This window comes from Microbacterium halotolerans (assembly GCF_003569805.1).
Taxonomy (GTDB): domain Bacteria; phylum Actinomycetota; class Actinomycetes; order Actinomycetales; family Microbacteriaceae; genus Microbacterium; species Microbacterium halotolerans.
The window spans coordinates 1242455-1255123 of the sequence record NZ_KZ984051.1 but is presented as its reverse complement, the minus strand read 5'-3'; the positions used below and the strand labels follow the sequence as shown (position 1 = coordinate 1255123).

The following is a 12669-nucleotide window of genomic DNA, read 5'->3' as shown; positions in this document are numbered from 1 at the left end:
AACGGGCGATCAGAGCCCTTCATCGGCGCGCATGGCGCGCATCAAGGATGAGAGAGACCCGAAGCCGGCTGTTCTTGCCAAGTCCGCCCGGCTGATCGCCGGGAACTGCCTGCGAGTCTCCAGCGCGACCGAGGTCCGTTTGGAACGGAGCTCACGCATAACGGTCGTCCCCCGTTCGGAGAAGGCAGCCTGCAGGGACCGCTCGGACACGCCGATGGCGGCGGCCAGATCCGTCACTCCGATATACGGATTGGCGTACTCACGCTGGATCGTCCTCATCCCGAGCTCGAAGGTGTCGAGCTCCGGCCCCGACGCGTCCGCGATCAGCGCGACCAGGGAACGGACGACCTCCGTCGCAACGGAAGCCAGCTGGGGGCTGCTGCCCGAGTCGAGCTCTGTTTCGTGCAGCGATCTCACGAAGGAGAGCAGCACATCGAGCGCACGCTCGTCGACGTGTATCGGGCGAGGGCTGCGTCCGCGCGCATCGGGAAGATCGATGCCGCGCACAACAGCCGCGCTCGCACCGATCCAGAGCAGCTCGTCGATCGTCTTCGACACCCGGAAGGTGACAGGAGCATCACCGGGAGGCACCAGGAACAGGCCGGGATTCGCCCGCCACACCGGCGCCTCGGTCTCGATGCTGAGCCCCCCTGTCCTCGCGACCAGAATCACCGCACGATCGCGCGAAGCCGAGTCCCGCGGCCATTCGAGCGTCAACGGTGAGACGGCCGCGCGACTGAAGGTGATCTGCGGCACCTGTACGAGGCTGACATGGAACATGCCGTCGTCGTCGAGTTCTGAGAAGCGGATGTTTGCCGATGCCATATAGGCGTCGAGCGCTCCGCGGCCCGCGAAGGATGCCCTGTCCGGGTGTCGGAACGACGTGCGTCGGAATCCGACCAGTGACTTGCTACTGGCCCACCGAGGGTCTCGCATTCGATTGCTCTTCCTCTCCGTCGCGCAGTACGCGCCCGGCTCTCTCAGAGCTCCGGCCCGATATCTCATCCGGATCTCGGCAACTGTCGAGATCCGGATGCGGCGGGGAGTCCCTTGACTCCCCGCCGCATCATATCGGCGTCAGCCTATGTTCTACGACGGCGCAGAACGAACAGACCGGCTCCGATGCTCGCGATCAGCAGTCCGGCCGCGCCCACAGCTGCGACGGCAGCGGCGTCCGTTCCCGTCACTGCGAGGCCCGGCTCCTTCGTGAGCGTGTTCGTCAGCTCCAGTTCGCCCTCTGCACGATGCCCGTCTGACAGCATCACCACCGCCTCGGCACCGTCTGCGCTGACGATCGTCGCCTGGTCATCGCTCTTCCACGACGCACCCTGCCAGCGGACGCCCTCAGGAAGAGCGGCCCTGCCTTCTGCGACGCTGATGTCCGTGCCGACCGGCACGTCGGCGACGATCGCGGGAGCGTCCGCCGTCACGAGCACCTCGCGGGTCTCGGTCTCGCCGAGCAGGTCGGTCCATGTCAGCGTCACGGGGTACTCGACGCCGCCGACCGCACCTGCACCCGTCCCTTGGAGCTCCTTGGTGATCGCCACGGCGCCGAGCGATGGTGCCGCTCGGTTGACCAGCGTCACGGAGGCGACATCGGCCGCCCCTATGGTGACGACCGCAGACGCTCCGTCAGCGGAGACGCGCTCGCCCTGCCACATCGGTGCGCCCCAGGAGAATCGCTCGGAGTCGGCGAGAGGCACCTCGGTGAGCGTCACGGCCGTTCCGTGAGGCAGCGCGTCCTCGAACTCCGTGGGAGTCCCATCCGTCGCGACGACGATCTCTCGTGTCTGGGCCTCGCCGTTCGCGTCGTCCCACTCGGCGACGACCGTCACCGCAGCTGGCACCTCAGGATCATCCGTCGCGACACCCTCGATGCTCTTGACGATCGAGAATCCGCCGGGCGCCCAGGTCGCCTCGTTCGTCACCGTGACGAGTGCCATCGCGTCCTGCTGGTCGGAGACGATGACCTCCGCCGAACCGTCGCCGTTGTCGTCGACCCCATCACCGACGATGGACACCGGCCCCCAGTCCACCGTGTCGATCGTGGGACGCTCGTGCTCCGTGATCGTGACCACTGTGCCGGCCGGAAGCTCCGCACCGAGCGGGGTCGGTTCGGTCTGCCCGATCAGGAGGTCGACCGTGTGCTCGACGCCTTCGGCGTCCGTCCACGACGCGGTCACGGGGAACTCGGCCGTCGGGTCGACCTCGCCGGCCGCTTCACCTGCGACGCCCTTGATCAGACTGATACCGGCCGTGGACGTCGCCGCGTGGTTGGTCACCGTGACCGCGGCGTCAGCGTCACGGCCAACTGCGACGATGGCCGCGCCGTTCTCAGCCGTCTCCACGCCAGGGCCCTCCCAGATCGGCGCGCTCCAGGCGATACCGTCACCGTCCGCGGGAATCTGTTCGACCAAGGCCACCTCCGTGCCGATCAGCAGGTCCTCGCCGAGCGGCACCTCCGTGCCGTCGGCGGGCAGTGTGAGCGTCTTCTCGCCTGGCACACCCTCCTGATTCCAGGTGGCCACCACGGTGAACTCGTCGGGCACAGCCGAACTGCCGGACTCCGCTCCCTCCACCTGCTTCGCCACGGAGAACGTGCCGACGGTGCGCTCGACGTGGTTGGTCACGGTTACCATCGCGGGCTGCTGAGCACTCTCCGGGCCGATCTCGACCTCCGCGGGCGCGATCGTCGGGCTTCCCCACGTGAAGGCGTCATCGGTGGCGGGAGTGTCCTCGCTGAAGGTGACGACAGCGCCGACCGGGATGTCGTTCAGCGTGACGGCCTCATCCGCCATCAGCACGATCTCGCGGTCGTCCTGTTCCGGAACGCCGTCCAGACCGCTGACGTCGATTGCCGCCGTGACGGGGAACTCGCGCTCAGGGTCGACGAGATCCGCTGCGGCACCATCAATCGCCTTCGTGACCTGCACAGCGCCGAGCACCGCCGTGTTGGTCAGACCGACGGCGATGTTCGCCGTCGGTCTGAGCGCGGCTGTGGCCGCCGTTCCGTCCTCGCTCACCGTCACGCCATCGGCTGCCTCGAACGTCGGTGCGCCGAATGAGACTCCTGGCACGTTCGGGAACGCCGGCTCGGTCAGCTCGATCGTCCAGCCGTCGCCGCGCGCTGTGAAGCCGCTGACCGGGTCGCCGTTGAGCGGAACGCTCAGGTCGTACTCGTTCTGCACGGTTCCCGACGGATCGATCTCCTTCGCGTGCACCGTGAACGTCGTGGCTTCCGGAACCAATTCGGCCGCTGCGTTCTGCTCCAGGGACTTCGTGACCGCAACCGAGCCTCGGGCGACACCGGTTCCGGTGCCGCTGCCGCTGTTGCTCTGCTCCACTGTGCGCGAGTAGCTCTTTCCGGCGACAGTCGCGTCGTTCCCGTACGTCGTACCGGGAGCGTCCATTCCGCCGCTGGTCGTACAGGTGGTGTAGTCGATCACGTACGCGTACTCACGGCTGAAGCCGGTCGCCTCCGAGCCGTCGGGCAGAGGAAGCGTCGGCTCCGGGATCGTGAAGGTCAGTTCGTTCCCGTTCGCCGCCGAGGCCACGCTGTCGGTGAGATCGACGGCGGCCAGTCCGCCCCCGTCGATCTGATCGATCGCCCGCACGCGCAGCGCCAGGCGGTCGGAGAGCGGCCCGTCGTCGGCCGTGCACACCTGATGGGAGTCGGAGAGCACATCCGATACGGTGAGCTCGCCTTCGATCTGGTCGAGGTTCTCGCCGGGGACCGTGATCCGCCAATCCATCGTCGTCTGCGGCAGGTGGTCGACACCGTCGATCGTGACGGTCGATCCATTGATACGGCCCGACTTGCCCTCACTGCGCGCGGGAGCGTCCGCCGTCGTGGTCGCAACACTGCCATCGACGTCGGCCGAGTTGCCGAACTCCGTGCCTGCCTCAGGGAGACCGTCTGTCGTCACGCAGGTGTCGTACCGGATGATGTACATCCAGTCGTTGCCCTTGAACGCATCATCGGACGCATCGGCGAGCGCGAACTCGACCTCGAACGCGTCGGACGACTGCGACACGGCCGTCGCCGTCAGATCACCGGTGATGTCCGACTGGATGTCGCCGCTGGGGCCGTAGCGCTCGACGATCCGGATGCCCGAGATCGTGTCGGAGCACACCTCGTGCTCGCCCGTGAGCGCCTCCGAGAGCGTGAACGACTCCTTGCCGACGAGCACATCGCCCGGGACCGTGACTGTCCACCCCACGGCACCGTTGCGCTGTCCGCCGCCGAGCACGCTGCCGTTCTTGGAGATCGTGTCGGAGATCGACCATGGCTGCTCGACGCCGATCACGCCGGAGCTCTCGCCCCAGACGTCCACATGGGCCTCGTTGGTGTACTCGGTGCCCTTCTCATCGATCTCGCCGTCGGGAGTGCACGTGTCATAGGTGATCCGGTAGAGAACACCTGAGTCGAATCCCTCGGATCCGGGCTCCAGCGCGATGCTGAAGTCGTACGGGTCCGCCACTTCGGTCGACACCGTCGCGATGTCCGAGACATCCTCGATGTCATCGCCGTAAACAGTCGTCACCGTCAGACCGGAGGCTTCGCAGAGAACGTGGTTCTCGCTGAGGTCCTCGAACACGTTCACGATGTCCTGGCCGGCCAGACCCGCGCCGGGAAGGTCGATCGTCCAGGACATCGACCAGCGATTGGCGTTCATCTCCCCGGATTTCGACCACTCGTCCGGAACCTCGATGCCATCGTCGATGCCGCCGTCTCCCGGCAGCTCCACCGAGATCTCGACCCCGTTCAGGTCGAAGACCACATCCTCCTCGGTCGTCGACTCCACCGCGCGGACTTCGAACTCGAAGGTTCCGGTGACCTGGTCCGGATAGTCGACGACCGCGTCGGTGAGCGTGCAGGTCGCCTCGCCGGTCGTCGGGTCGGTCAGGCACTCCGCCCACGTCGCCATCATGCCGTCGGAGTTCTGCCCTGTGAGGCTGAACGGAACCGCCTGGTCGAATCCGAGTTCGCGCGGAAGCCCGATCGTGAACGTCTCGCCCGGCTGAGGGTTCGCATCCGTGGCATCCCACTCCCCGCTGACGGTGAGCACATCGCCCACCGTGGCCTGGCCGCCGTCGGAGCTTTCGACCTGCACCCCGCTTACGACGATGCCCGGATTCGTCGCGGCATGCGCCGTCTGCGGCGCGAACACGACGCCGGTGGCGAGGAGCACGACGACGGCGAAGACTGCGACGGCTATGCGCACGAACGGAGCCGTTGGTCTTGGCGTCGAGGCCGATGGATGCTGAAATGACATACGGGTGTGGATTCCTTTGTTCGTTCGGGCACGCGAATACGCGACGTGCGACGACACCGCCCCAGGCGCAGCGCGAAACAGCGCGAAGGCAAGATGTCTGCCCGCCGGGATCAGGGCATATACACCTACGATGTCGCGGGAGCGAAGGCACGGAACGAGGGGTGCGGGAAGTGACGGCCCTGTTGCGGAAACCGACACGACGCCCTCATTGCGCCAGGGCGATGCGTCCGCCATGAGCGGTCGATGGGGGTGCGTTTCCTGCACAGAGGGTGTCGATCAGCGCATCGAACGACATCCAACGGACGCTTCTTGACAGCATCGGCACGGCGAAGACGACACGTCTCGCTGGAAGTCGGGGGCGGGCCCGGCCCCCAGAGTGGCCGCCCCGGCTTCACGCGTTCCCCGCGGCCCGTCCTGCTTCGGCAGCGATGCCGCGTGCGAACGCAGAAGTGGCCCGCACCATTCGGTGCGGGCCACTTCTATCGGGTGAGCGGATGTTACTCCGACTTCTCCTCGTCCTTGTCGACGACGGCGTCCTCAGCGATCTCGGCCGCGGCTTCGCCCTCCTCGGGCGACTCAGCGCCGGCGTCCGCTGCCGGGTCGCCGGTCTCGTCTGCGGCCGGTGCCTCGGTCGCAGCCTCGGTCTCCTCGACGACCTCTTCGGCGGGAGCGTCGTCCGCGACCGGTGCCTCAGTCGCGGCTGACTTCTTCGCCTTGGGGGTCACGGGCTCGGTGACGAGCTCGATCACGGCCATCGGCGCGTTGTCGCCCTTGCGCGGGCCGATCTTGGTGATGCGGGTGTAGCCGCCCTCACGATCGGCGACGAGCGGAGCGATCTCGGTGAACAGGATGTGCACGGCTTCCTTGTTCCCCAGAACCGACAGCACGCGACGGCGCGCGTGCAGGTCGCCGCGCTTCGCGAACGTGACCAGGCGCTCCGCGACGGGACGCAGGCGCTTGGCCTTCGTCTCGGTCGTCTTGATCGACTTGTGCGTGAACAGCGCCGACGCGAGGTTCGCGAGGAGCAGACGCTCGTGGGCTGCGCCGCCACCGAGGCGGGCACCCTTAGTGGGCTTAGGCATTTTCGTTTACTCCAGATTTGGTGAAGGGCGAGGCCGGGTCAGATCTGCTCTTCGTCGTAGCCGCTGTAGAAGTTGGCGCCGTCGAAGCCGGGCACCGAATCCTTCAGCGACAGACCGAGCGAGACGAGCTTGTCGCGCACCTCATCGACGGACTTCTGTCCGAAGTTGCGGATGTTCATGAGCTGCGTCTCCGAGAGGGCGACGAGCTCGCTGACCGTGTTGATGCCCTCGCGCTTGAGGCAGTTGTAGGAGCGGACCGACAGGTCGAGATCCTCGATCGGCATGGACAGCTCGTTCGAGAGGACCTCGGCGACCGGCGCGGGACCGATCTCGATGCCCTCGGCCTCCTCGTTCAGCTCGCGGGCGAGACCGAAGAGCTCGACGAGCGTGCGTCCGGCCGAGGCGACGGCGTCGCGCGGCGCCATCGACGCCTTGGTCTCCACGTCGACGACGAGCTTGTCGAAGTCAGTGCGCTCACCGGCACGCGTCGCCTCGACGCGGTAGGCGACCTTGAGGACGGGCGAGTAGATCGAGTCGATCGGCACCTGGCCCGCCTCTGCGTACTCGTTGCGGTTCTGCACGGCAGACACGTAGCCGCGGCCGCGCTCGATCGTGAGCTCGAGCTCGAACTTCGCGGTGTCGTTCAGCGTGGCGATGACGAGCTCTGGGTTGTGCACCTCGACGCCGGCCGGAGCGGAGATGTCCGCAGCGGTGACCTCGCCGGCACCCGTCTTGCGCAGGTACGCGGTGATCGGCTCATCCCGCTCGCTCGAGACGACGAGCTGCTTGATGTTGAGGATGATCTCAGTGACATCTTCCTTCACACCGGGGATGGTGCTGAACTCGTGCAGAACGCCGTCGATCCGGATGCTCGTGACGGCCGCGCCGGGAATCGACGAGAGCAGACTGCGGCGCAGCGAGTTGCCGATCGTGTACCCGAAGCCGGGCTCCAGGGGCTCGATGACGAACCGGCTGCGGAACTCCGAGACCTTCTCCTCGGTCAGGGTAGGACGCTGTGCAATAAGCACTATGTGTTCCTTTCGATCAAGTGACCGCTATATGACACTTGGTGAATGAGGTGTTGAGTTAGCGCAGGCGGAGCGACGCCCGCGAGAACGAGTGTGCCCCGAAAGCCTCGGTGGGCCTCCGGGGTGCACCCGTCATCAGACGCGGCGGCGCTTCGGCGGACGGCAGCCGTTGTGTGCCTGCGGCGTCACGTCCTGAATCGAACCGACCTCGAGGCCTGCAGCCTGCAGCGAACGGATCGCCGTCTCGCGACCCGAACCGGGGCCCTTCACGAAGACGTCGACCTTCTTCACGCCGTGAGCCTGAGCCTCCTTGGCAGCCGTGTCCGCGGCCATACCGGCGGCGTACGGCGTCGACTTGCGCGAGCCCTTGAAGCCCACGCCGCCCGACGACTTCCAGCTGATGACAGCACCTGCCGGGTCGGTGATCGAAACGATGGTGTTGTTGAACGTCGACTTGATGTGGGCCTGGCCCAACGCGATGTTCTTCTTTTCCTTGCGGCGCGGCTTGCGCGCGGCGGTCTTGGGGGTAGCCATATCTCTCGTCTCCTACTTATCCGCGCTCAGCGGGCCTTCTTCTTACCGGCGACGGTGCGCTTCGGGCCCTTGCGGGAGCGAGCGTTCGTCTTGGTGCGCTGACCGCGCACAGGAAGGCCGCGACGGTGGCGCAGACCCTGGTAGGAGCCGATCTCGACCTTGCGGCGGATATCAGCGGCGACCTCGCGACGAAGGTCACCCTCGACGCGGTAGGTGCCCTCGATGTGGTCACGGAGCGCGATCAGCTGCTCGTCCGTGAGGTCCTTGACCCGGATGTTCTCGTCGATCCCCGTGGCGGTGAGGATCTCGTTCGAGCGGGTACGGCCAACGCCGTAGATGTACGTAAGGGCGATCACCACGCGCTTATCACGCGGGATGTCGACGCCGGCGAGACGTGCCATGCGACTTTCTCCTGTGGTCTGTGGAGGTGTGGAGCAGAATCGGTGCCCGGGCCTCCGACCCGAGGTGTCCCCCGCAGTGCGCGGGTTCTGATCCTGCCGTTTCAGATATTGAGTTGTGCGATCTGCGTGCCCCGGGTCATCCGGGGCACCGAATCAGTCCTGGCGCTGCCTGCTTGCGCTTCGCGCAAGCAGATCTGCGGAGCAGATCAGACGAGCACCGGGCCTGAGCCACAAGCTGTGACGGGGCGTCAGCCCTGGCGCTGCTTGTGGCGCGGGTTGCTCTTGCAGATGACCATCACGCGACCGTTGCGACGGATGACCTTGCAGCTGTCGCAGATCGGCTTGACGGAGGGCTGAACCTTCATGATGTTCCTGTTCGCTGTCTTCGTTCCCCCGGAATCGGGAGACGTTACTTTCCGATCGGGCTCAGCGGTAGCGGTAGACGATGCGCCCGCGTGTGAGGTCGTAGGGGCTGAGCTCCACGACCACGCGGTCCTCGGGGATGATCCGGATGTAGTTCTGCCGCATCTTCCCCGAGATCGTGGCGAGCACCTTGTGACCGTTCGACAGCTCCACGCGGAACATCGCGTTCGGCAGCGACTCGGACACTGTGCCCTCGATCTCGATGACACCGTCTTTAGCCATAAACTCGCTATCGCTCAAGCAGACCGATCGGTCTGCGGTGGGTGAATGTGTGTCCTGCTCTCAACGGGGTCTGAGGACACACCGAGATGAGGCGCAAAGCACCAAAGATCTATGTTAGACGACGCGCCCCGAATCGGCAAATGCTGTCCGGTGCGCATCGCGCCGACCGACTACTTCAGCTTCGGAAGCAGGTCGACCTCGGGGTCCATCGTGAGATTGAGGTACTCGTCGTTCAGCACCACCGTCGGCGTCGACACGTTCCCGGTCGACGGGTTGGCCGGGATCTCCTGAGTGCGAGCCGCGACGAAGTCCGCGTACTCCACATCTTCGATGCAGCTCTCGACCGCGTCGGACGCACCGGCGTCCTTCGCATATCCGATGATCTCGTCGTTGTCGAGGCCCGCCGTGTTCTCATTCGGCTGGTTGGCGAACAATGCGTCCATGAACGGGTACACGGCGTCGGGGTTGTCGTCCGCCACGCAGTACATGGCGCTCGCTGCACGGGTTGAGAACTGTGTGCCCTGCGAACGGGAATCGAGAATCGCGATGGGATGGATGTTCAGCGTGACGTCTCCGTCCTCGACGAGCCCGGAGACCGTCTCGCCGAACGAGTCGTGGTACTGGCCGCAGAACGGGCACATGAAGTCGACGTACTCGTCGAGCACGTTCGGCCCATCACCGATGGCGATCGCGCCGGTCTCCTCGTTCACGACAGCCGCGCCCGGCGATTCCGCGAGCGCGAGCGCCTGCCTGTTCATCCACACCGCGACGGCGGCGATCGCGACCACGATCACCACCACCCCAGCCGTGATCGAGATCGCCAACCAGTTGATTCTGCGGGCAGCTGCCATGAGTTGCTCTTTCGTTCTCGGCGCGGGCGCCTCAGTCAATCGGAACCGGGATGACCCCGAAGGGCGCCAGGCCTTCCGCTCCGCCGTCTGCGGCGGTCAGCACCCAGATACCACCATCATGCACGGCGACGCTGTGCTCCCAGTGTGCGCCGGACGAACCGTCGGCGGCGACGACCGTCCACTCGTCGTCAGCGACGAGCACGTGCTCGTCGCCCATGACCATCATCGGTTCGACGCACACGCACAGGCCAGGCTTCACCCGCGCGCCGGGCTGCGGCGTCGCGTAGTGGAACACTGTGGGCGACTCGTGCATCTTCCGGCCGATGCCGTGCCCGACGTAGTCGCGCAAGATGCCGAGGGGGCGATCGGTGGCGGGGTGCGGGTTCTCGTCGATGAACTCCTCGATCCGCGCTCCCACCTCGCCGAGGCCGCGAGCGGACGCCAGTTCAGCGATTCCCGCCCACATCGACTCGCGCGTGATCCTGGACAGCTCCTCGCGCTCGGCGACCGGCTCGGGACGATCCGGATCGGGCAGCACGATGGAGATCGCGGAATCGCCGTTCCAGCCCTCGTCCGTCTCCGCGCCGCAGTCGATGGACACGATGTCGCCCGGCTCGAGCACACGCTCCCCCGGGATCCCGTGCACGACCTCCTCGTTCACCGAGACGCAGATGGTGTGGCTGTAGCCCGGCACCAGCTGGAAGTTCGGCCGAGCACCCTGTGCACGGATCGACGCCTCGGCCACTCGATCGAGCTCGAGCGTGGTCATACCGGGCCGGATGGCGCCGTGAACGGCCTCGAGAGCCTCCCGCGTGATGCGCCCCGGTTCGAGCATCCCCCGCAGCTGCGCAGGGCTCTTGTACATCGAGCGGCGGAACACGGGTCAGCTGGCGGGGAGGACGATCCCGCGAGCCGCGAGAGCCGTGCGGATGCGCTCGGTGATCTCGTCGAGCGAACCGACGCCGTCGATCCGGTCGACGATGCCGCGACGTTCGTACACGTCGATGATCGGCGCCGTCTCCGACTCGTAGATGTCGAGCCGATTGGCGATCACATCTTCCGTGTCGTCGTCGCGCCCTTCCTTCTCTGCGCGGAGCTTGAGCCGGCTCAGGCTCTCCTCGCGGGGCACATCGAGCAGGATGACCGCATCGAGCTGCTCTCCGCGGCCGGAGAGGAACTCATCGAGGTGCGCGACCTGCGCGGTGTTGCGAGGATAGCCGTCGAGCAGGAAGCCTTCCGCGGCGTCGGCCTCGCGGAGCCTGTCGCGCACGATCTCGCCCGTCAGCTCATCCGGAACGAGGTCTCCCGCTGCGGTGATGGCCTTGACCTTCTGGCCGAGCTCGGTGTCGTTCTTGATGTTGGCGCGGAAGATGTCGCCCGTGGAGACGACGGGAATGCCGTATTCCTCCGCGATCACCGCACCCTGCGTGCCTTTGCCGGACCCCTGCGGTCCGACGATGAGAAGCCTGCTCATCGAAGAAGCCCTTCATAGTGGCGCTGCTGCAGCTGCGCGTCGATCTGCTTCACCGTCTCGAGGCCGACACCCACCATGATGAGGATCGAGGCGCCGCCGAACGGGAAGTTCTGGTTCGCCTGCACCGTCGCGAGGGCGATCAGCGGGATCAGCGCGACGAGGCCGAGGTACACAGAACCGGGCAGCGTGATGCGCGTGATCACGTAGTCGAGGTACTCCGCAGTGGGGCGCCCCGCCCTGATGCCGGGGATGAACCCGCCGTACTTCTTCATGTTGTCGGCGACCTCGACCGGGTTGAAGGTGATCGAGACGTAGAAGTAGGTGAATCCGATGATCAGCAGGAAGTACAGCGCCATGTACGCCGGGTGGTCGCCCGAGACGAGATAGTTGTTGATCCAGCTGACCCAGGCAGGCACGTTGCCGTCGGCGTCCGGAGTCGCGTTGAACTGCGCGATCAGCGACGGGATGTAAAGCAGCGACGAGGCGAAGATGACAGGGATGACACCGGCCATGTTCACCTTGATCGGGATGTAGGTGTTCGTACCCCCGTATGTGCGACGGCCGACCATGCGCTTGGCGTACTGGACGGGAACGCGCCGCTGCGACTGCTCGACGAACACGACGGCGCAGATGATGACGACGCCGATGGCGACGACGAGCAGGAAGAACTCGAAGCCGCGCGCCTGCCAGATGCCCCACAGTGCGGACGGGAACGTCGCGGCGATCGAAGTGAAGATCAGCAGGGACATGCCGTTGCCGACGCCGCGCTCCGTGGTGAGCTCGGCGAACCACATGATCAGACCGGTGCCAGCGGTCATCGCGATGATGATGAGCAGCTGCGCCCACCACACGTCATTGGTGAGCACCTGGGTGCATTCGGTGACGTCGTTGACACCGAACAGCTGGCCCGTTCTCGCCGTGGTGACCAGGGTGGTCGACTGCAGCACCGACAGCGCGATCGTGAGGTAGCGCGTGTACTGGGTGAGCTTGGCCTGGCCGGCCTGCCCTTCCTTGTGCAGCGCCTCGAAGTGGGGGATGACGACGCGCAGCAGCTGCGTGATGATCGTCGCGGTGATGTAGGGCATCACGCCGAGTGCGAAGATCGACAGCTGCAGCAGTGCGCCGCCGGAGAAGAGATTGACCAGGGAGAGCAGGCCGTCGGTCCCCGACGTCTCGGCAACACAGGTCTGCACGTTGACGAAGTTGACGAACGGGGCCGGCACGTGCGCACCGAGGCGGTAGAGCACGATGATGCCGAGAGTGAAACCGATCTTCCGACGCAGGTCGGGCGTACGGAAGATTCGCGCGATGGCGCTGAACAAAGGAGAGCCTCCCTGGGGAACACAGTTGCGCGGCGGCGCAACCTGGACCAGCCTAA

12 protein-coding genes are annotated in these 12669 nt (G+C 66.0%); all 12 read right to left on the bottom strand.

Translation table 11 applies throughout. The features are described from left to right. Positions 1-9: 9 nt before the first annotated feature. The 12 genes from DZG09_RS05665 to secY all read right to left on the bottom strand — a co-directional run bounded on the left by DZG09_RS05665 (position 10) and on the right by secY (position 12613). Positions 10-825 carry a helix-turn-helix domain-containing protein gene (locus DZG09_RS05665; protein ID WP_162893172.1) on the bottom strand — a complete coding sequence of 272 codons (816 nt, stop codon included), beginning with the start codon at positions 823-825 and terminating at the stop codon, positions 10-12. A 257-nt stretch (positions 826-1082) separates the two neighbouring features. Further along, entirely contained in the window at positions 1083-5225 is a 4143-nt protein-coding gene (locus DZG09_RS05660; RefSeq protein ID WP_119696664.1) for a DUF5979 domain-containing protein, read from the bottom strand. A gap of 548 nt (positions 5226-5773) precedes the next feature. Further along, positions 5774-6358, bottom strand: a complete 585-nt coding sequence (rplQ, locus tag DZG09_RS05655) for a 50S ribosomal protein L17 (RefSeq protein ID WP_119696663.1) — start codon at positions 6356-6358, stop codon at positions 5774-5776. Positions 6359-6396: 38 nt separating this feature from the next. Further along, entirely contained in the window at positions 6397-7386 is a 990-nt protein-coding gene (locus tag DZG09_RS05650) for a DNA-directed RNA polymerase subunit alpha (RefSeq protein WP_119696662.1), read from the bottom strand. Positions 7387-7521: 135 nt separating this feature from the next. Beyond that, the gene (gene rpsK, locus DZG09_RS05645) at positions 7522-7920 is read right to left on the bottom strand and encodes a 30S ribosomal protein S11 (RefSeq protein WP_087054898.1); all 399 of its coding nucleotides are present in this window, start codon (positions 7918-7920) and stop codon (positions 7522-7524) included. 26 nt (positions 7921-7946) lie between these two features. Then, positions 7947-8321 (bottom strand): 30S ribosomal protein S13, encoded by a 375-nt coding sequence (rpsM, locus tag DZG09_RS05640; protein ID WP_119696661.1) that lies wholly within the window; start codon positions 8319-8321, stop codon positions 7947-7949. A gap of 248 nt (positions 8322-8569) precedes the next feature. Beyond that, positions 8570-8686, bottom strand: coding sequence for a 50S ribosomal protein L36 (rpmJ, locus tag DZG09_RS05635; protein ID WP_087054896.1), 117 nt, complete (start codon positions 8684-8686; stop codon positions 8570-8572). 61 nt (positions 8687-8747) lie between these two features. Continuing rightward, positions 8748-8966, bottom strand: a complete 219-nt coding sequence (infA, locus tag DZG09_RS05630; protein ID WP_087054895.1) for a translation initiation factor IF-1 — start codon at positions 8964-8966, stop codon at positions 8748-8750. Positions 8967-9136: 170 nt separating this feature from the next. Continuing rightward, positions 9137-9817, bottom strand: coding sequence for a DsbA family protein (locus DZG09_RS05625; protein WP_119696660.1), 681 nt, complete (start codon positions 9815-9817; stop codon positions 9137-9139). Between the two features lie 31 nt (positions 9818-9848). Then, positions 9849-10682: a type I methionyl aminopeptidase gene (map, locus tag DZG09_RS05620; RefSeq protein WP_119697411.1), complete on the bottom strand. Its 834-nt coding sequence runs from the start codon at positions 10680-10682 to the stop codon at positions 9849-9851. Between the two features lie 18 nt (positions 10683-10700). Continuing rightward, on the bottom strand, positions 10701-11291 hold the full coding sequence (locus DZG09_RS05615) for an adenylate kinase (RefSeq protein WP_119696659.1): 591 nt from the start codon (positions 11289-11291) through the stop codon (positions 10701-10703). Continuing rightward, on the bottom strand, positions 11288-12613 hold the full coding sequence (gene secY, locus DZG09_RS05610; RefSeq protein ID WP_119696658.1) for a preprotein translocase subunit SecY: 1326 nt from the start codon (positions 12611-12613) through the stop codon (positions 11288-11290). The genes DZG09_RS05615 and secY overlap by 4 nt, the downstream gene beginning before the upstream one ends. Positions 12614-12669 lie beyond the last annotated feature (56 nt).